General features: G+C 44.7%; 9 protein-coding genes and 1 pseudogene. 2 read left to right on the top strand and 8 right to left on the bottom strand.

The genetic code is table 11. The features are described from left to right. Nucleotides 1–227: 227 nt before the first annotated feature. The gene (locus RB604_RS06880; protein ID WP_044093566.1) at nucleotides 228–1,511 is read left to right on the top strand and encodes a rhamnogalacturonan acetylesterase; all 1,284 of its coding nucleotides are present in this window, start codon (nucleotides 228–230) and stop codon (nucleotides 1,509–1,511) included. Nucleotides 1,512–1,712: 201 nt separating this feature from the next. Here RB604_RS06880 and RB604_RS06875 read toward each other — a convergent pair. From RB604_RS06875 to RB604_RS06865, 3 genes and pseudogenes are all read right to left on the bottom strand, one after another. Then, nucleotides 1,713–2,324, bottom strand: a pseudogene (locus RB604_RS06875) (iron-containing alcohol dehydrogenase). An 8-nt stretch (nucleotides 2,325–2,332) separates the two neighbouring features. Continuing rightward, on the bottom strand, nucleotides 2,333–5,596 hold the full coding sequence (locus RB604_RS06870; protein WP_007478929.1) for a DUF4450 domain-containing protein: 3,264 nt from the start codon (nucleotides 5,594–5,596) through the stop codon (nucleotides 2,333–2,335). 166 nt (nucleotides 5,597–5,762) lie between these two features. Beyond that, nucleotides 5,763–7,874 carry a hypothetical protein gene (locus tag RB604_RS06865; protein WP_005926567.1) on the bottom strand — a complete coding sequence of 704 codons (2,112 nt, stop codon included), beginning with the start codon at nucleotides 7,872–7,874 and terminating at the stop codon, nucleotides 5,763–5,765. A gap of 225 nt (nucleotides 7,875–8,099) precedes the next feature. Between RB604_RS06865 and RB604_RS06860 the strand changes: the two genes are divergently transcribed. Continuing rightward, nucleotides 8,100–9,020, top strand: a complete 921-nt coding sequence (locus RB604_RS06860) for an AraC family transcriptional regulator (protein ID WP_005926570.1) — start codon at nucleotides 8,100–8,102, stop codon at nucleotides 9,018–9,020. Nucleotides 9,021–9,306: 286 nt separating this feature from the next. On the opposite strand, the gene RB604_RS06855 is transcribed toward RB604_RS06860, so the two are convergent. The 5 genes from RB604_RS06855 to RB604_RS06835 all read right to left on the bottom strand — a co-directional run bounded on the left by RB604_RS06855 (nucleotide 9,307) and on the right by RB604_RS06835 (nucleotide 21,945). Further along, on the bottom strand, nucleotides 9,307–12,147 hold the full coding sequence (locus tag RB604_RS06855) for an exo-beta-1,4-galactosidase (RefSeq protein ID WP_055293434.1): 2,841 nt from the start codon (nucleotides 12,145–12,147) through the stop codon (nucleotides 9,307–9,309). Between the two features lie 206 nt (nucleotides 12,148–12,353). Further along, nucleotides 12,354–15,434, bottom strand: a complete 3,081-nt coding sequence (locus tag RB604_RS06850; protein WP_007478931.1) for a rhamnogalacturonan lyase family protein — start codon at nucleotides 15,432–15,434, stop codon at nucleotides 12,354–12,356. 6 nt (nucleotides 15,435–15,440) lie between these two features. After that, nucleotides 15,441–17,153, bottom strand: coding sequence for a RagB/SusD family nutrient uptake outer membrane protein (locus tag RB604_RS06845; protein ID WP_007478932.1), 1,713 nt, complete (start codon nucleotides 17,151–17,153; stop codon nucleotides 15,441–15,443). A 17-nt stretch (nucleotides 17,154–17,170) separates the two neighbouring features. Further along, nucleotides 17,171–20,308: a SusC/RagA family TonB-linked outer membrane protein gene (locus RB604_RS06840; RefSeq protein WP_007478933.1), complete on the bottom strand. Its 3,138-nt coding sequence runs from the start codon at nucleotides 20,306–20,308 to the stop codon at nucleotides 17,171–17,173. 17 nt (nucleotides 20,309–20,325) lie between these two features. Further along, on the bottom strand, nucleotides 20,326–21,945 hold the full coding sequence (locus RB604_RS06835) for a fasciclin domain-containing protein (RefSeq protein WP_007478934.1): 1,620 nt from the start codon (nucleotides 21,943–21,945) through the stop codon (nucleotides 20,326–20,328). Nucleotides 21,946–21,947: the final 2 nt, after the last annotated feature.

Below are 21,947 nucleotides of genomic sequence, written 5' to 3'. Positions count from 1 at the left end.
CTTTTTTTACTGTGTTCTGAGTGCGTTGATTCCGGATCAACGTAAAAAGCATCAGCTCAGTTTGAAAATCCCTGCATTGAAAAAGCACATTAAATACTTTTTCCATCATATAGAATAGTACAATATTCGAAACTTATTTTTTACAGCAATTCAGTATTCCTTTTAACAATAAAATATTGTAAATTAGCACTTTCATTACAGAAAGTCTTTTTCAATATTATATTATCATGAGAATACATAAAAACATTTCTATTTTGACAGTTGGATTGTTCACTGTCTTAACAAGTACGGCACAAAACTATAAATTCGATTTCAGGCAAGAAAAAAGCACAAAAGAAGGTTACATTAAAGTTACCCCTACCGATCTCTTTTCGGAAAGTAAAGGATACGGCTATGACTTGCAGCCAGTATCGACCTCCTCAGATACAGCTCCTTTTTTCTTTTCCGTACAAATTCCCGATGGAAATTATAGAATAACAGTACTGTTAGGATCCGGTAAGAAGAGAGGAGAAACTACCATAAGAGGCGAATCGCGTCGTTTGTTCTTTGAGAACATTAAAAGCGAGAAAGGAGAAATGATACCTTGCATATTTACCATCAATAAGCGAAACACCCGTATTTCGGACACCGAGCAAGTACGCATCAAACCTCGTGAAAAACGCAAACTGAACTGGGACGATAAGCTGACATTAGAATTTAATGGAAAATCACCTTGCGTATCGGAATTAACGATAGAGAGAACGGACAATGTCCCCACTGTCTTTTTATGCGGAAATTCTACAGTAGTAGACCAGGATAATGAGCCTTGGGGAAGTTGGGGACAAATGATTCCACGTTTTTTCAATGAAAATATCTGCTTTGCCAATTATGCCGAATCCGGAGAAAGCGCCAATACATTCATTGCAGCCAAACGCTTGAAAAAGGCACTAACCCAAATGAAGCCCGGAGACTATGTATTCATGGAGTTCGGCCATAATGACCAAAAGCAGAAAGGACCCGGGAAAGGAGCATTCTATTCTTATATGACCAGCCTGAAAACCTTTATAGACGAAACCCGTGCACACGGGGCACATCCCGTATTGGTCACCCCGACCCAACGTCGCAGTTTCGGAGCAGACGGTAAAATACAAGACACACACGAGGATTATCCGGATGCCATGCGTTGGCTGGCCGCCAAAGAGAACGTTCCTTTAATAGACTTGAACGAAATGACCCGCACCCTATACGAAGCCATGGGAGTAGAAGCCTCAAAGAAAGCTTTCGTACACTATCCGGCAGGTACTTATCCGGGACAAGATAAAGCTTTGGAAGACAATACCCATTTCAACCCCTATGGTGCATATCAGATTGCCAAATGTGTGATCGAAGGGATGAAGAAAGCAGAAATTGACCTTATTCAATACCTGAGGGAAGATTACCAGCCTTACGATCCGGCACATCCGGACGCTGTGGAAAACTTTCATTGGAATGACAGTCCGTTTACAGAAATAGAAAAACCGGACGGCAACTAAAACCGTGAAACTTCACAAAAACAGGAACTAAGAAAATGCCCCTTTCAATAGAATCACCCATGCCACAGTCAAATAGAACTGCACTCCTAAAGTTTTATATCCAACTTTTACAGCGCAGTTAAAACTGTGGTATGGGTGATTTTAAATTTAATAGAGATGTTGGTTACACTCTTTTTAAGCGGAATACCGGTACCCGGAACTTTAAAAAGCCTTCCGATAAATAGCTTCAATATCTTCTATAGAGGTGGAACGCGGATTACCTCCGGTACACACATCATTAAAAGCAGCTACGGCCAATGCCGGAATATCTTCTTCTTTGACATTGATTTCATGCAGTTTCTGAGGAATATCGATGCTTACCGAAAGGGTTCTCACTGCATCGATAGCTGCCTGCACCCTTCTGCCTCCGTCATGCCATCCGTATTTACTCCCATCGCCCCGGCAATCCGGATGTATTTCGAAGCAGCCGGAGATTCCGCGTTATACTCCATGACATACGGTAACAGCAAAGCATTGGATAGAAGAACCTCCACCTAACGCTACAATAAAATCGGCACCCGACGCCTTGTAGGCAGCTACTCCGTTCTGCACATTGGCAATGGTCGGATTGGCTTTCACATCACTGTAAAGCTCATAGGGGATATTATTAGCTTCGAATACTTTCATTACTTCGGCAGCTACGCCAAACCTGATGAGATCTTTGTCGGTCACAAAGAAAGCTTTCTTGAATCCACAACGGGCGGCTTCCACAGCGATCACGCTACGGCAGCCAGCACCGAAATAGGATGTTTCGTTTAATACAATGCGGTTCATTCATTCTTTTATTTTTGTAAGGTAATTCCCATTAAGCCGATAACGACATCATTGGATACGGTCTCCAAGGTTATACGCTTCAAATCCTTATCCGGATTCAATGGCATATCGAGCAGTATCCCCGCACCCCCATCGATCGGGCGTCCGTATACTCCAGTTATATTCAAATCTTTTTCAAGATTATTACTGACCAATCCTGATTTAAGATGTAGACGATACGGACGAGGAGATTGGAGCCGGAAAGCCATACCATCGACATAAAAGTCCTGTTCGATCGGACACCAGTTTTCCGGATTGACAAGTTCTAAAGTCTCTGCGGTTCCATCTGCATAATGCACACGAACGACCCCATTGACAATATGACATTGCATATGGTTCGTACTACCGGCCATCAACAGATAGGCACGGGAGGCTCTGCCCGTAAGAGGTATCGACAGACTATCCGGATAATTATCCCACAAGGAGGTGAAAGCGATGTTATTTCCTTTTTCCGGTGTACGGAACGATACTCCTAAATTAGTAGACAGCAGCCCGTCACGTACCAATGCTCTCATGCCGGAATCATCGATATCCGCCGTCAACGTGGGATGACACCATTCTCCAATTCCCTGTTTCGGAAGTTGCAAAGTAGTGTAAGGCGAACGGGGAGAAAGATACTCATTACGATAGATATCGGTAACCGAAGCATTGAATGCCGAAGTGATATCGATTGGTTCGCACGAATCCGCCTTTACATGGGTGAACGGGAGAACGGCCGGCATCATCTCCTGCTTTATATTTACATTCACCGGTTGCCACCATTTCATTTCCTCTTGTTCTACCAATACAAAAAAAGTATGATGCCCCGTTTGACCGGAAATCCGAGCCGCTAACCGTTTTTTATCTACAGTAGGATCAACAAGTATCCCTTGAGGATCATAAAATTTATCATAAACAGTGCCTTCCAAAGCCGTCAAGGAAAAGTCTTGTCCGGGATGTACTTCCAACGGCTCCTGAGAAAGCCTCCGAAGGGAAGCACCGCTCCAAATAATTTCAACAACCGTCTCCCCGGCAGCAGGTGCCGTGACAGCCATCACCGGACAGCCCGAAGCGGATTCTACAAATGCCCATTTGGCAGAAACGCCGTTTACCTTCACCGACTCGATTCTCTCTTTAAAAGCATTTATCTGTAAACTCAGCTCCATCGGATTGGCAAAATGCTGTTTGACCGTATAAATATCCCGCATTCCCTCACGACGGAAACGGTAAGATAAATCGGGAGTGGCAAGAGACGCTTTATCCCATTCTGCCGGAAACCCGGGACGAATCACCAACTTGTCATTCAGAGCATCGGGCAGAATCCCGAATAATCCCTGAATCAGAAGCCGGGAAGCAACCCCTACCGGATCACCGAAATCACGATAACACTCCCCACGGGCGGCATCATAAAAACTAATCTGACCGAAATTGCCCGGACTATCACCGATGTACATACCGTCGAGGACAGAACTCTTCATCAGCTTATATCCGGCTTCCGGACGCCCTGCCTGGAAATAGGCCAGTGCCGTATGCATCACCTCTGCAAAAGCTACATTATTGACGCTCCATGAGTAAGGCAACCAGTTGGTCGTAGCAATGGTGGCATACCCTTTTTCTTCCAAGCCGTTGGCACGAACAGGGATATGAGGAATTTCCGTATCGACATAACGGGTGGCCTGATAGGCTTGAAAAGGGTCGGCCACTTCACTATCGAGGGCATGATAGATGGTCCACACTCCGGCAGACTCATGCAAACGGCGATGCCCCATATAATCCTGATATTCGGCCCAATGTCCCCTATCAGACAACCATAAACGTGCATTAAGGGCCCGTAATATCTTCCCGGCTTCTTCCCGGTAAGGCGTAGGGTCTTCACCGATTTTTTCGGCAATAACAGCCGCCATCTTATTGGCGCGGTAATTATAGGCAGAAGAATGAGTGACGGCACCACTGTTGTAATAAAGGGCATCACTGGCCCAGATACATGCATAAGCATCATAAAGCCCGTCATTATCGGGATCGTAATTCAACTTCTCCCATGCCAGATGGCGGACGAGCACCGGCCACATCTGGCGGGCATACTCCAAATCTCCCGTCCAGTTGAAATGCCAAAGCAGTTCGTCTATATAGCAAAGATTCATGTCGTAATGATGCATCTGGGTATTGTTGCGGGGATTACGGCAAATATACCCATTACTGTATTGGGGAGTTCCCCACCGCTTTTCCGAACGGGCCAGATTAAGGACGGAATCCTGTGCCGGATGAGGTATCGTGTTGGGAACCTCTGTGACTTGGCTGGCCGCATAGGCATCAAAATGCGTACGGGCCCGATCGTGCCAGCCTAAAGCATCCCCTGTATAAGCAGCGCGCCAGCCACTTAGCGGCATACGCCAACCTACCGCACCATGCAACCAGACTTGCCCATCCCAAATTCCATCGGCAGCAAGGGCAAGAGCCCCTCCCAGCGTATTCAAATAAGCATCCGGCGTTTCTATCCGGATACGGGAAGCCAATTCCGCACGGGCCTTTTCCGCCTTTTCATACAAGCGGCTTCCCTCTTTCTTGCCAAGCATTTTAATAGAGAAATCCCGGAACACCAGATAAGCAACCCCATTTTTCAGACGCATATCACAAGTCTCCACTTGCTGCGGATTCTCCGGTGCTTCGAAGCTATCGGCCGGATCGGCACCCATATCGCCATTACGATTCAGACGGTGTGCCTTGATCTCCGACATAACGGCCGTAAGCACCGACTGAGAAGAGAAACCGACCGGTTCCAGCTTCCAGATAGCCCCATCAACATCCGGCAATGCCAAAGCAGAGATACGAAGTTCTCCTTTTCCCCAAGCCGGGTCAGTGAGATGATAACTCCGGCGCCCGGGCGTATAGCGGGCTTCACAATAACCTACAGAATCGAGCATGGCCGAGTAACCACCGGGCATGGAAATCCTGAAACGGATATTCTTACTGTTCCGTTTATCATAAGTGGCAAATACAGGCCGGTCACTCGTTTCCAACCGGAAAGGAGACCAACTGCCATATAAAGCACGTGTATAACGATTCTTACCATTGACACAAACAAAATCATCCCCCTCCGGATAATATTGCAAACTGCGGGATGCTCCCCGTTTATGATCATTATAAGAAGTGGATTCTATAAAATCTCCGATTCGCTTTACCGGCTTCTGCGCACACACGCATCCGGCCGACAAACCGAAACAACTTAATAAAAAGAAAGATAAATAACGATTCATGATTAATAATTATTCAATAGGAACGAAGCCTCTCCCCAACCCTCTCCGTAGGAGAGGGAGCTAAGTTAGTTTTGCAACTGATTAATAGACAAAAGTATCCAATTAATAGACAAGAGTATCTGTACCCCCTCTCCCCCGGAGAGGGTTGGGGAGAGGCTTCATTATTTTACGGCATCGGTTTCAGTCCCTCCCAGCGTACATTCCAAGTTCCGTCTTTCGGGAAGCCGGGGTTCTCAACCTGGCAACCGTCCCATCCGGCACACATCATGGCGATGGCAGTCAACAAGCCACCGTTACCGGGCAGGTATACGCGCAGACGGCCATCCTGGTAATTGTGTCCGTTCACCAGATAAGTATTGGTGCGTTTGTCCATCAGCAGGGCACCGACAGCCTTTTCCGGTTCACCCAAACGGGCGGCATTCATAGCTGTCATCGGATAATCCCATCCCCAGGTTTTACCCCAGTTCCAGTTGTCCCAAATCCAATGCAGGGTATTTTTCATATAATCATCGCGAATCAGTTTATTCATCGGAAGGATACCGACTGAACCCAACACGGCCATATGATCGGAGGTGAAACGAATGTCCTTATAAGTATCCGTAGCTGTTTCGGCAGCCAGATACAGTTTATCTTCATTATAGGCCAACGGAGAGAGTTTATCAATCATCTCATCCCATTCCAAATTCCGCTTTTCACCGGCACGCTCGCGCCATTTCTGTGCTGTCTCCATAGCGAAATGCCAGTACGAGAGCTCGAAAGGAGGGTTTACTGTTTCAGAAGCACGAAGCGTTTCTTGCGCGGGAATAGCACCTTTCAACACAAAACGCCCTTCCAATTCATCATAAGTAGCAAAGGAATACATAAAGTCGGCGGTTTCCTGTACCAGCCGGTTGTATTTCCTGATTATTTCATCCGAAGGATTGTTGCGATACACCAGTTCTGCCAGATAGATGAAATGCGGCTGTTGCCAGATCAGGAAACTGCCTACTTTAGAAGGCGCCTCCGTGCCGCTCGGATCGGTCATCTTCATCCATCGTATTCCATCAAAACCTTGTCTGCCGGCTATTTCACGGGCAACGGGCTCTACAGTTTCGTACCATCCTAAAGTGCGGTCAAGCAGATCGGCACGATTCCACAAAGCAAATTGCGCCTGATGCCACCAGATCATTTCCAAATGGAATTTGCCGAACCAGGAATTATAAGTCAGTCCGGTTTCTTGTGGCGGAGTAGTTCCGGCACACTGGATGGCGAGCAGATATTGGCTCAATACGACACGACGTTCCAATTCTCCGGCACGTTCATCCGTACAGGCAGAAAAGTCAACAGCAGCGCCATTTTTCCAGAAAGCGGTCCAGTATTGGGCGGCAGCCTGCCGGGTCTGTTCGGAAGTAGACATTTCCGGAGAAGAATTTTCCGGAGTAAAGGCACAAGTAAATGCCAGGATATCCTCTTCGGGGGTAAGCACAAAATAGTTTTTCTCTTTTTCTCCGAACGTTGCTTTGCCCTCCCAACGAATCGTTACATAATAGGTAGTGGCATCCAAGGTACGTTTCAATACAACCTGTTGTTCATCCTGACTGACAATGGCCGTAGAGTGCTTATCATTCGAAGTCCAGTTGCAAGCATCATCACAATGGCCACCTGTAGGATACGGGAAACGGAAATTGACGCCGGCATGCGCTTCCGATCGAATGGTGGCAGCCACCATATCGGCTTTCGGATGACAGGCGGTCTGTACCTCAAACGGTTTGCCATCCAATTTAAAGCTACTATTGATGACACCTTCCCAAAGGTTCAGTTTTTGTTTTATATCCGTCACCTGCGCCACGGCAAGAGGATCACGTCCAAATTCAAAGCCCACCATACCGAGGTGCAGGCGATGGGGATTGACACGGAACCAGTTGGCAGCCTCTTTCTGCCGGCCGTCTTCATTGAACTGCACCGAATAAGGTTCCATACGTCCGCGACCAAAATCATAATCTTTCAGTGTTTCCTCGTGCCTGTACCCTTTGGGGTTTGTAAATTCATGCCAGCCCCATTGGCTTTGTGTTCCCAACGGCACCCCCTTCGTATACATTTCGGGGAATGTCTGCAAACCGGTAGCATCTACCGTAAAGGCAAACTCGCCATTGCCTACAGAAAGGGAAGCTAAAGAATCAAAAGCAGTTACTTGAGGAGAATTACGATCGACAAGTGCTTCGCGATCGATGGGCGCTTGTTGTTTTTCGCCACAAGCCATCAACGCCAGAACCACAAACGGGTAAAGTAGTTTTTTCATGGTATTGTTCTGTAATTATATAAATGAATAGATGCTACAAAGATAGGCGATTGCCGGCAAAGGGTATCTATACATAGTGACTGAAATGCTGTGTAATTTGTCAGTAGCGAAAACCTTTCCACATTTGCCGAAAATCAATTGCAAAACGTTGTTTTTGTGAGAGATATGTTGGATTTAAAAAAATATTATTTATTTTTGTAGCTATGAATATTATGGAGGACACGTATGAACAGCTATAATGACTTAGGAGTAGAATTCAAGTATTTGATTGTAAACGACATGGACCGCAAATTCGGACTTTGGATAAACACCGTAGGCTTTCAATCCATCCAACCTAATTCACCCTACCCTTTGAAAGACCATCCATCCGGCTATTTCTTTAACGCACAAAAAGGACGTACCCTCCGCGAATATCAAATTCTGTATATCACCAAAGGAAGGGGACTTTTTACTTCGGATTCAACAGACGAAAGACAAGTGTGCAAAGGGCGCGTCATTATTCTGTTTCCCGGACAATGGCATACCTATCAACCGATGCAACAGACAGGGTGGAATGAATATTACATCGGTTTTGAAGGACCGATTATCGATGACATAATCAAAAGCTCTTTCTTGTCCAAAGACAACCAAATACTGGAAGTCGGTCTGAATGAAGAGCTGGTCGCACTATTCTCCCGTGCACTGGAAGTGGCAGAAGCCGATAAAATATCGGCACAGCAATACCTGTCGGGAATAGTACTGCACATTATCGGAATGATCCTGTCCATATCGAAAAACAAAATATTCGAAATAGGAGACGTAGACCAAAAGATCGAACAGGCAAAGATTATCATGAATGAAAATGTCTTCAAAAACATAGACCCGGAAGAATTAGCATTAAAACTCAACATCAGCTATTCCTGGTTCCGCAAGGTATTCAAAGACTATACCGGATATGCCCCGGCCAAATATTTCCAGGAACTCAAACTCCGCAAAGCGAAACAACTACTGATAGGCACCTCTCAGTCCGTCAAGGAGATCTCTTTCATGCTCGACTATAAATCGACCGAACACTTCTTCTCACTTTTCAAGAAACGCACGGGATTCACCCCACTGGAATACCGGAGCTTCGGCCGTGAGACGAGTGATGAACTGGAAGAAGATTAAACAAATACATATGCTAAACGGGGATAAATTCTTCACAGATTTTATCCCCGTTATCCATAGAATAAACACAAAGCAACTTATTAAACTAATAAATAAACAGTTGCACGAGAAACTTAACAGTGCAGAATTGCATTTTACTTCACTAACTTAAAAACCCTTTAAACTAACACTCAACCGTAATAAAGCTTCTCCTTTTGTTATGTCTTAATCGATAAGACAAAGATACTCCATGACCTGCACGAATAGAATGCACTATTTGATGCTTGCAATGATCATTATGATAATATTAACGAAAATCGAATAACAAACGGATACGCAGCCCTTCATCTCCTTTCTTTATACGCACAATCCCGGGTTGGCTATGAGGACCATGTTGCGATATAGGCTTGAAACAACGGATAGCCGGAATATCCAACAGAAACGAGATATCCCCGGACGGGAAATCAGGCATCGTATTCACCCCATTCTGCCGGCCGGCCGGTTCTTCCGGAGTAAACAGACGGAAGAAAAGCCCGTCGGTGGCTGTGTATACCGTAAAAGGAGCCATCCGGTGCTGCACCGTAGCCCAATAAAGATTCGCATGATAGCCTTTGAACTCCGGATAAACAAGATTCCCGAAACTTTCTCCGGTGACCGTGTTATTGTAATCTTTCTGCCAAACGGCATAATTCGTTCCCTTCACCCGGTTCTTCCATACACGATAAGGGCCCCGTCCCAACCAGCGCATGCCGGTACACTCCTGCTCGGGATAAGAAAAAGTAAACCCCAAGTTAAGTACCGCCTCATCCATGAACGCATCATCAAACCCACCTCCACCGGACGCCCGGTTCAGCAAAACAGCATCCATCGACAACAGGCCGGAAGGGGACATACACCATTGGATAGAATCGACCCCACCCCGATAATGGGCACAGAAAACAGCATCTTCCCCATCCATCCGGACCGTATAGCGGGTAAACTCCATTTTCATACCCACCGGCAGAGGGCCATCTGTCAGAGGGACTTCCACTCCTTCTTTTCCCTTTTGGACACGGGCAATCGTTGCATCTGCCTTACGAAAAGCGACAGTAATATCATTGGCCGAAAGCGTCACCAACGAATCGTGATCCTGAAGCACGGACGCCCTCTCCTGTTTCGGAACGGAACGGGGTATTTCACGCTTCAGGTAATCACCGGCATAGCGTACGGGCCACGTCCAATTACAAATACTTTTTCCATCCGGCCCGAAAGCTTCAAGTTCCAAAACATCGGCTTCCCAAAAACAGGAAGGCATCTGCATACGTGCATATCCCGTTTCACCGGGACACAAAGACGGCAGACGAACTTCGCCGGAATCGATACAGCAAGATAACGCTTCTTCCCGTAGAGGTGAAGGATACCGGTAGAGACGGTAGTTCATCCGGCAATCCCGCAAATTGGTATACAAATACGTGTTGGTCAGAGCAAACTCTCCCCGAAAAGAAGGGGTAATATAAAGTTGACGGAACTGTATGGGAGCCCATACCTCACGTACCGTATAAACACTTCCTTCGCGCTCACGATAAGGGCCTACAATTCCATCGGGGGCATTGAACTTATCGGAGTCCAACTGCCCGTTACGATCGGAACGGCGTACTGCCTCATCAGAGAAAGCCCACATAAAACCACCGGCAAAGAGAGGATGCGAGGTGTAGTTCGCCCAGAAATCTTCCAGTCCGGCACCATGTCCCTGATCATATTGCCCATGCATGAACTCGGTGGGCATAAACACATTATAGCCGTTTGTAAAACGCCCCACACCGGTGAGATAGGCCGGATAATGATGCGTATCCAGTCCGTTAAAGTCTGCCCACGGATGAATCACGTGACGTTGCTGGGGATCATAGCAGGAAAAATACTTGTCGAGTGCCGTATTCCACCCTCCTTCATTGCCATTGCTCCAAAGCACAATAGAAGGATGATTGACGTCCCGGACTACCATCTCTTCCAAAAGCCGCCTTCCCACTGTTGAGTCATAAGCATTTTGCCAACCGGCCAACTCGTCGATCACAAAAAGTCCCAACGAATCGCAAGCTTCCAGAAAATGAGTATCCGGCGGATAATGGGAACGGACTGCGTTCATGTTCATTTCTTTGATCAGCAGTACATCTTGAATGCTGATTTCTTTGTTTGTGGTACGCCCGCCGTCAGGATGAAATGAATGACGGTTGATGCCTTTCATCACAATCTTCACTCCATTGACATAAAGCCCGTCTTTAGGACGGAATTCTACCGTACGGAATCCGATACGCTCTTGATGCTGATGAAGGATACGGCCTTCTGCATCGAGCAGTTTCATGGTAAGGAGGTAGAGATTCGGAGTCTCCGGTGTCCAGGTACGGACCTCTTTCCACTGAGTATTTATCCGATACATGGAAGCGGTATCTGCAAGTGTGAAGAACCGTTCTTCGGTCTTATTGCTACCATCTGGAAAAGCGATTGCAGCAGACAACCGGTAACCCGGACGGGCACCGGTCAAATAAACATCCGCTTGCAGTTCTCCATCGGCAGAAGCGTTGACCGCAATCCTTCCGATATGTTCTTTGGGCTTTATCTCGAGCCACACCGGACGATAAATCCCCCCAAACAGCCACCAGTCGGCCTTGCGCTCGGCGGCATTGACGGATTTATTTGCCGAATGTTTATTGACGCGTACTTCCAGCTTGTTCTTTCCACCCACATTCAGCAGGTCGGTGATATCATACGAGAAACGATAAAATCCGCCTTGATGAACCGGGCCGGCCGGAAAACCGTTGACAAATACTTCCGTATCCGTCATCACCCCGTCAAAGACAATCCGTACCGTATGATCCTTATACGTTTTCGGCACCTTGAACGAATGCCGGTAAATTCCGGTTTCCATACTGGGATTCTTCACTCCTTTCTCCTTATACCAACGCCCGTAAGTATACGTTCCGAAGCCCTGCAACTCCCATTGTGAAGGCACTTCGATTTTGCTCCACCGCTGACTGTTATTCCCATCGGAACAATAAAAGTCCCATGTCACCGTGTGATTCAACCCCTCACCGGAAAGGTATTGCCGATGGGTGGACTGGGCAGATGCAGTCAGAAAAAGAAAAGCGAACAGGAAAGACAAGATAAGTTTCATGATGAATAATGAGTTATATTTGATGCATGTTTTATTATCGCTTCACATCCATGAGACGAACGTCTCTCAATTATGAAACGCACATCTCTCAGTTGTGAGACACGCGTCTCACAACTGAGAGACGATTTAAACGATTACTTGTTTCAACTCCGATTACCGGTTATCCACACGTTAATCCGGCTGTTTCCGGTAACGGATTGATTCTGTTATTTCAATAGTTTCTTCACAAACTTCGTTGTTCCTACTTCTACTACAACCATATAGGCACCCTTCGGCAAGCCTTCCAGCCCACTGATGTACAGTATTGCTCCTCCGTCCACCATATAGGCAGTCTGATACACAAGCGTACCCGCAGCAGAATACATCGAAACCATAGCACGTCCTGACACCTCCACCGGGAACTCGATTGTGATTTCATCCGTAAAGTAAAGCGGATAAACATTCACATCGGGACGGAGAGTTCTTTCCGTCGAAATACCCGTCGGTTTATTGGCTTCATAACGTTCCTTTGCTTTAGCAGCACTCATCGCTCCTTCATAAATCTGAAGTTCATCGATTGCACCGGTAAACGGGGTATTGAAGTTTACATTGCAGTTACCGATCACAAACATCTCCGATTCCGAGATATCACCGGTCTTATCAGTCACTTCGCCTTGGAACACACCGTTGATATACATCTTCAATGTCTTGGTTTCGCCATCACGAACACAAACCACATGATTCCATTCGCCATTGAAATACTGGGTAGCAGGAATGTCCAGATTGGATTTCGTAACATCGTCATCGATGCCGAATGTCAGATTTCCATTCTTATACTGCAATCCCATCCACTTTCCGGTAGCACCGGTCGAAGCATTCTTTGTGTGACTGCCTTTATGGAACAGATACCAGTCGACACCGGTACCGCCGTCGGAACGGAACCACAACTCAACACTGAAATCCTTAGTTCCCAATTGCAGGTCATCATAAGAGGCTTGTTCCATTCTGCGGTTGGCAGGAGTTGCAGGCAACTCCAATGCTTGTTGGCGAACACCGCTTATCCATGTAGGAGTGAAATTAACCGCTTCGGCCCTTCCATATACCGAATTGACAGCCGATGTACCGGCAGTCTCATCAAACGGGAAATAAGCCAGTTCGTTCAATACCACCGGAGCTTTCACCTTAATCGTTCCGGAAAGGGTTGCCACGGTAAGCCCGCCGACACTCTCTATAGTATATGCATAAGTACCTGTTGCTCCCGGAGTTCCCTCAATTGTAAAGAGACACTCTTCCTTATCCACCGTAACGGTAAGCCCTTCCGGCAACCCGGTAATTTTTACATCTTCGGCATTCTTCCAGGAATATGAAATAGGAGAAATCGCTTCGCCCAATTCTACCGACTGATTCAAAAAGCCGATTCCTTTCTTTGCAAATGAAGCATTTTCCGTGTCCCAATCTCCTAAGTAATAGCCTAAATGAGGAGGTTGATTGTAAGCAACATTCTGCCAGGCAACTCCCATACGATAAACGTGATCGTGCATCAGAGTCGTTATTTTATATTCAGTAGGTATCACCGTTGTGAAAACCAACAGGTCGGAACACGTCTTCGAATCCCACAGAATGACCTCTTCGCGCCAGTCGCCAAAGATATCGGCACTCAGGTTGGGAGTGGCTTTGGTAGAATTGCAAGAAGCGGCATTGCTATAATCGGACAGAGTAATCATACGATTCACTTTCGTACCGTTCCACTTGTCTATCTTCACCCCATCCAGCAATTCATCCTGCAAATCACCGTCCCAATATACTCTGAAGTTCACTGAAGGACGATTCTTAGTCGCGATTATATTTCCTTTGCAATCGTACACATTTCCATTGGCCGTAGACCACATTTCAAACCCACGATAGTTCGGATCGATATCCGCAGCAATGCCACGTCCCACATCCGTTCCGGTCTTCTCGCCGAAGATGACTTCACCCGTTCCGGCGGAATGCATCTCATATCCATAAGCAGCCGTTTTTTCTTCATGAGGTGAAAATACTTCCAGTCCTTCCAAATCGGGATCCAGATCGGAAAGATGAATGGCATCTCCATGCCCTAACCCGGTGCGATAGAGTGTTTTTCCATCATGATCGATGACACAGGCACCATAAACGATCTCATCACATCCATCACCGTCCACATCGGCTACCGACAAGTTATGGTTTCCCTGTCCGAAAGCACCCGAACCGGATACTTTGGAGTCATGTGCCCATCTCATCGTCAGTTTCGTTCCGTCAAAGTCATATGCAGTCAGTGAGGTACGTGCATAATATCCACGACACATCACCAGACTCGGTTTTACTCCATCAAGGTAAGCGACACATGCCAGATAACGTTCCGAACGGTTCCCGTATCCATCGCCCCAATCGTTGATATTTCCGCGAAGAGGACTATAGGCAATTGTTGAAATCTCTGCTCCCGTCTGCCCGTTAAAAACAGTCAGATATTCGGGGCCGTCCACTACAATCCCGGCCTTGCTTCCGGAAGAGCGGTAATCGGCATTAGGATCATCACTGCCCATAATTACAAATTTGCCCTGACCATCGATTGTTCCCGGTGCCGTCTTACAAGCAATTTCGGCCTTGCCGTCACCGTCCAGATCGTATACCATAAACTGAGTATAGTGGGCACCGGCGCGGATGTTCTTTCCGAGATCAATTCTCCACATAAAAGTACCGTCCAATTTATAACAGTCCAGATATACATTTCCCGTATATCCATAGAAAGAGTTATCACGCGAATTGGTAGGATCCCATTTCACTATAATTTCATATTCTCCGTCTCCATCCACATCGCCTACGCTGCAATCATTCGGAGTATATGTGTACTCCTGCCCGTCGGGATACGTTTCACGGGTTTTATCTTTATCTGTCTGAACCACATCATAGGGCAGAGTCACTCCGCCTTCCGGACGTTTCAGAGGAATTTTCTTAAATTGCTCTGCCCATACGGTCACTTCTTTCGTTGTCTCGGTCGTTGTACCATCCAATATTCCTTTAAGGACATAACGGGAATCGACCGTACCGTCTTTATCGACATAATTAGTAGTGGTTACTACCGGAGCAGCCGTAATCTTCACGCCATCCCGGTAGATATCGAAACCTAATTTTCTTGTATCCGTGGCCAGACTGCGCCAAGACAGGAACACACCGTCGGAAGACTTCACGGCAACAACGCCTCTCCCCAACTTTTCCTGGGCCTGCCCCCAAAGAGGCATCATCATGCCTCCAAGGAGCAAAAACCATAATACTATGCTTAATTTCTTCATTCGATCTTACTTATTCAACTTCAAATCATATTTTATAAACCAGTTCTCCTCAGTTGCTTCCAGATTGCTGCCTACAGAAGTCGCAGTAGTATATTTCTCAGCAACCTTATCCGCCCATATCTTACGTGCCTTGTCGCCCCAGCGTCTTGCCGAACGCAACATCGTGTAATAAGTACGTGCTTCACCGGCAGACTCCAATCTCGATTCTTCTACAAGCAGCGAGTCTACCATCCAATGGGCATATTCGGGTTCAACAATCACATCGTTGGTGGTTTCGTCTTCTCCCAATATCCATTCTCCCACAGCCGGTACATTCACACGACCACGAACGCCCTGACAATTCAACTGACTTTCTTTGCCTACACACTGATAAAGGCAAATAGGATAGTCAGAGAATGGAGGATCGAACATATTAGCATTCTTATTATAGAGCGAGCCGAAATTCTGTCGGGCAGAAGACTGACCGTTAAGGAATTGCAGTGCTTCGCGATAACGTCCCAATCCGGCGCAGGCTTCGGCCAGCCATAAGTGAATATCAGCAGCTTTATAGTAACACAAGGGTACGTCATTACGATAAATATAATCACTGGTAGTATGAGCCCCCAGGAATTTATAAAAAATCAATCCTTCCGTACTTTCTTTATAAGACTTATTGATACCCCGATATTTCTGGTCATTAGCTCCGCTCTTTTCCCAACGGGTTACGGCAGCCGCAGCCGGACGCAGATAATATTTATTGGGATAAGTATTAGAGAAATACTCAATTACATGGTTCGTCTGCTTTTTGCTATAATCATAGAAAGCAACGGAGATATGGTCCTGACGATTATACGAGGTCGTTGAAAACAACTGACTCCATGATCCCTCATACTTTGACTTATTCAAAGTAAAACTGGCCTCTTGAGTTCCCCCTGTACGAATGATACTCACACAGTTATCCCATACCTTCTGATAATAAACAGCGTTCTCCTCATCAGTATTCTCTTTTTTAGTCTTATACAAATACAATTCTGCCAACAAACACTCGGGAGTGGGACAAATACGGTTCCATTCCAATGATTCGGGAGAGTCGCCTTGACCCGGATATAAAGTATTAGACCAACGGATATCCCCTTTCCCATTGACACCATTCATACCCGTTTCAATCAGATCGATGCATTTATCGATAATTCCATCAAACTTAAGCACCGGATATTGAGACAAATCCTGATAAGTGGCCAAAGGATCATCCAGATAAACCGCTTCTCCATAAATTTTAGCAAGCATCAGATATGCCCAGGCTTTGTATCTCAATGCTCCACCTATAATACCATTATAATCACTTGTCGACAATACAGTAGGATACTTCTCTTTATATTCAAATACATGCTCCAGATAGTCATTACTATTCAATATCACGGCATAAAACCCTTTAGGATCGGCCAATGCATTATCAGAGAACGGCTGTTGCAAATCCTTGTAATTATAAACGTCCCACATTTCTACCGGAGCATTAGTAGTAGGTTCCAGCAGGTCGCCACGAAGGCCTTCCAAGAACATTGCCTGATCTACTACATCCTGCACACAGGCAGCCAACCCCATATATCCGGTATACAACTCATAAGAAGTACCGATATAATCTTTTTCCAGCAATGTATCATCCGTATTAGGTGCAAAGAAATCATCGCACCCGGACAACAGGGGAAATAACAAAGCCAGGAAATATATTTTCTTTTTCATAATCTTCACCTTTAATATTAGAATTGAACTTTAAAACCTAACTTCACAGTGCGTGGAGAAGCTATCTTACCGTAATCAAAGCCACGCATAGAGCTATCATAAGAGTACATTGTTTCCGGATCCATACCCAGATATTTGGTAGCAGTAAATAAGTTCTCGGCAGCAACAAACACGGTAGTCCCGGCAAACAGATTAAACTTATAACTTACCATCAACTCTTTCAGTTTCAAATAAGAAGCATCCTCTATCCAGCGATCAGAAAAGCGACTGTTTTCCATCGGGTCACCATATACGGCACGAGGAATATCCGTTATCTGGCCTTCATACATCCACCGCCGCGTTACGGAAGTCAACTGATTGGAAAAATCAGACATGGATTCCATGGTACGTCTTACGGCATTATACATTTTATTTCCTTTGCTATAACCAAATACGGCTGATACTGCCAGCCCCTTGTATTGGAAATTAGTATAGAAAGTTCCATAAAAGTCTGGAAGGGCGTTACCCAAATTCACGCGATCCTCCTTATCTATCTTACCATCACCGTTCTGATCGACAAAACGCATATCACCGGCGGCAAAAGCAACCCCGATAGCATTAGTCAATGCCTGTCCGTCTTTTCCGGCAGCAACAACAGCGTCATCCGTTGCAAACACACCATCCGTCTGATAGCCATAGAAAGAGTACAACGGTTGTCCCACTTCAGAAATAACGGCAGAGCCATCACTCATGGAAAGAATCATCGAATTCTCTCCGCCCAAACTCTTCACTTCATTCTTATTGGTAGAAATCGTACCACCTACATACCATTTGAAATCGCGATTCTGAATCAAAGCAAGCTGTGCACCAAATTCGATACCTTTATTAGAAACTTCGCCTAAATTACGGTACATGCAATCCGTTCCATATACCGAAGAAATCGTTACAGGCATAATCAAGTCTTTGCTTCTGCTGTCGAAATAATCCAAAGAGAACGTCAAACGGTTATTAAACATAGCCACATCCAAGCCTAAATTCCAGGTATTTGTTCTTTCAGGGGTAATTTTCACACTGGGTATCCCTGCGCGTACCAATCCGGAAAGCCCTTTAAATACTCTGTTCAAATAGTAATATTCGCCGATAGAAGATGCAAAGCGGCTATTACCGGTCATCACATATTCCGTACGTAAATTCACATCGTTCAAGAAAGTAACATTCTTAAACAATGTATTGCGGATGTTCCAAGCTGCATTGACAGCCGGGTAAAGATAAATACGAGCCGCGTCAGCCCCCACTGCAGATGAACCGTCTGCTGCCAGATTGGCGCCAGCAAAGAATTGATTATTATAATTATACTTCACAGAAGCATTATAATTCATCCAATTCCATTTATTTATATATCCAAAATAGTTACGTCCGATAGATTGCACATTGTTCAGTGTCTTATAATAGTCATTTGCGGTGTTGTATCCACTTCCTGCATTATAATCAATGCTATTCATTGCAATTTGTCCACCCAAAGAGGCGGCAATTGTATGTATATGGGCAATCTTTTTAAGATAAGATAAATTCAAAGCATAATATGTGTTCAATGTCGTTCCTTCTGCCGAACGTACTGTGTTTTTGGCTAACTGATTATCCAAAGGCATGATTGTCATAGAACTCATCCCGGGAACAAATGCATCTTCCTGTTTCAAATTATAATTTAATCCGAAGGTGGCTTTCAGTTTCCAATTCTCATTGATGCGGTATTGCAACCCGGCATCAAGAAGCACATCATAAGCGTGCTCTTTCATTTCGACATCGTTAACGACTGCCAACGGATTACTTACACTATTGTTCACAATCAATGCTCCGTCTTCGTCACGAATGGATGCAAAATCGGGCAAAAGGTTATTCTTGTCATCTTTGTTATAAGGCGAAAATAACGGACCTTTGCGTAAAGCAGTCAGAAGAGGATTGGTTTCAAGCACCATTCCCTGCTCGGCCACCCGATTATTAGTATAAGCAAACGAAATGGTCGAGAACAAAGAAACGTTTTTACTCAATGTCACATCCGCATTCATACGGGCATAATATTTCGACGAATTCGTCTCTTCCACTGTTCCTTGTTTATTTTTTACTCCAATAGAAAAATCATATTTAGCAATAGCATCACCACCCTTAATTTTCAATACATTATCCGTAACAAAAGCATTCCGATAAATCAAATCCTGCCAATCGGTATTGTTATTATACAGATACTTGTAATAAAATTCAGGATCATCTTTCAAATACGGAAAAGCATTCAACGCATCAGACATATCTTCATATTTCGTCAAAGCCACATTTCCCATCAAGCTTTTATAATCGTCTACGCCCAATACCGGCAATGTAGAAGTATTCCAGGATAATCCGTATTGGCCTATAAACTCTACTTTAGTATCCAAATCGGCTGCTTTATCCGTTTCAATCATTATTACTCCATTGGAACCTAAAGAACCATACATGGCAGCATCTGTACCTTTCAAAACCGTTATGTTTTCTATGTCCTGAACATTCAGAATATTAAAAATATCCTTGGAGTATCCACCGATAATACCCGATTCATTCATATCAGGCATATAAGGTACTCCATTAACCACGATCAACGGAGTAGAATTGGCAATCATCGTATTCACACCACGGATACTAAAGAAACTGCCTTCCTGGCTTTGTCCGCTTTTTGATATCAATTGAAGCCCCGGAATGTTTCTAAACCCCTCCTCAACGTCTGTCAAGTTTAAGTTCAACCCATTCTTACTTACCGAACTCAAGTTGGTCGACTTATTCTTCTGAACGACCATTCCGCGAAACGGTAACGTCACTTTCTCGGAATACCCCTTCATGTCTTCGGGTATCATCACAATCTGTACCTGTTCACGATTAGCAACCGGTTCTTCTTTGGTATAGAAACCGGGACACCATACCGAAATTGTGGCTTTTGCCGGTACGCCATCTACAGAGAAACGCCCAAGACTGTCACACTCCACAGTTTTGTCCACACCCGATATGGTAATTATTGCATCAGGCAAGGGCCGGTTAGCATAGGAACTAACCACTTTACCCGAAACTTTTATTCCACCTTTCTGTGCCATTAAATTTGAAAGGCTCAGGATGGAAAAGAATATTATCAATATAATTTTATACTTATTCATTGCTCTAATGCTTAAGATTAATAATTATTAGCCGAAGGCTTCAATGCCCAGTGATAAATGCGTAACTTTTTACTATCACCTTTATAGAACTCTACACGAATTCGGAAAGAGCTCATACCATCACCTTTGACAGTTACAGTACCTACCGGTCCACCCAATCCGTCCCACTTCACAATTTTATCACCATACAGGTCGGCCGTTGTCTCATTTACACGGTCAAAATTCCACGGAGTAGATGATACGATAGAAAGATTAGAACCTATTAATTGCATATTAGCATCCGGTGAAGAAGTCGTTCCATCCGTATCACCGTCAAAATAAACATTGACATACGGGTGACCGCTACTATGGAATCCCATATATAAATCGTATTCACCACAAGGAACTTGCATAATTCGTGCCCGATAAGGATCCGTATCTTTATCTCTATATCGTTCCAACGGAGGAAATTCCACCCAGAAATCAGAAGCTTCTTCATCTCCATTCAAATCCAAAATGTAATAGTTCGACAAAATCTCCGGTTTCGGAGTCGCAGAATCCTCAAAAATAGAAATCTTAGTCGTATTCATGAAAGTATAATACTGTTGCTGTTCCGCTTCAGTCAGATATTCATAATAATGTACCAACGATTTAATACGAGTCAAAATATAATTAGTAGGAATCTTTACCTCTGTCATCTTATACAAAATACCATTACTTAATTCTTCCATACTACTTTGATCAATCTCTTGAATCCCAGGCCGCCATATCCTTCCAAAAGCAGAAGAAATATCAGCATCAGTGAAGGTTTTCAATTCTCCGGTGTAGAAAGCCGCTTCTTTTATCCAAGTCATAGCATTAGCCGAATCTACTGCCGTAACCGTTTTTCCCATTGCTTTATACTGTGTGTTTAACTTTGTAAAGCAATCTTTCAACACCTCATTATCCGGAAGAAATAAAGTAAACTGCTTAAACTCTGAATTGAACTGTGCTTTCTCAAACAAGGGATTATAAACATAGAACACAGAATCGTATTCCGTATTACCGGTTATATCTACTCCTGTTGGAATTGAGTTGGCTTTATCAAAAAGCATCTCATTATTTTTCATTATAGAATCACGGAACATAGAATATTCATCCGGTAATGATTTAATGTAATCAAACATATTTATTTTTGATTTCATCAATTCACTGATTACATGCACTACGCCATTCTTCAAACGGTAGGAAGACTCCACCTTCGAACGGTTTACGTACACTTCTTCTCCTTGTCTGGTTATTTGCAGATAAATATTGTTCAAAGTAGGAATGCGAAGCCCGTCCTTTAAATCACTTTGCAGAAAAGGCAGATAATTCATGTGGTATTTCATACGCAAAGTATCATCCTTGTCTATACCCGAAGCCGCCATAGCATCGTCATTTACTACCCAAAGGGTTAATTGTTGATCTTTTGTCAGTTCTTCATCAAGACCGCACAACTCCAGTTCTTTGTAAAATGCATTATACTCACTGTGTTCTGCAAAAAACTCCTGAAGGGTCTGATCCAATTCTTCTTCCTTGGATCCGTCATTGCCATTATAATATTCATCCCATTTATCTCCGCAGGAAATGAATACCATTGCAAACAGCATACATAAATATATGATTGACTTATTCATAA

This window comes from Bacteroides salyersiae, from assembly GCF_031172035.1.
GTDB lineage: Bacteria > Bacteroidota > Bacteroidia > Bacteroidales > Bacteroidaceae > Bacteroides > Bacteroides salyersiae.
The sequence above is the reverse complement of the archived record's forward strand: the minus strand, read 5'-3'. Positions and strand labels throughout refer to the sequence as shown.

Coding starts and splice junctions, on each gene's coding strand:
- RB604_RS06840 (WP_007478933.1), bottom strand. CDS start 20,308: ATGAATAAGTATAAAATTATATTGATAATATTCTTTTCCATCCTGAGC.
- RB604_RS06850 (WP_007478931.1), bottom strand. CDS start 15,434: ATGAAGAAATTAAGCATAGTATTATGGTTTTTGCTCCTTGGAGGCATG.
- RB604_RS06855 (WP_055293434.1), bottom strand. CDS start 12,147: ATGAAACTTATCTTGTCTTTCCTGTTCGCTTTTCTTTTTCTGACTGCA.
- RB604_RS06845 (WP_007478932.1), bottom strand. CDS start 17,153: ATGAAAAAGAAAATATATTTCCTGGCTTTGTTATTTCCCCTGTTGTCC.
- RB604_RS06865 (WP_005926567.1), bottom strand. CDS start 7,874: ATGAAAAAACTACTTTACCCGTTTGTGGTTCTGGCGTTGATGGCTTGT.
- RB604_RS06880 (WP_044093566.1), top strand. CDS start 228: ATGAGAATACATAAAAACATTTCTATTTTGACAGTTGGATTGTTCACT.
- RB604_RS06835 (WP_007478934.1), bottom strand. CDS start 21,945: ATGAATAAGTCAATCATATATTTATGTATGCTGTTTGCAATGGTATTC.
- RB604_RS06870 (WP_007478929.1), bottom strand. CDS start 5,596: ATGAATCGTTATTTATCTTTCTTTTTATTAAGTTGTTTCGGTTTGTCG.
- RB604_RS06860 (WP_005926570.1), top strand. CDS start 8,100: ATGAACAGCTATAATGACTTAGGAGTAGAATTCAAGTATTTGATTGTA.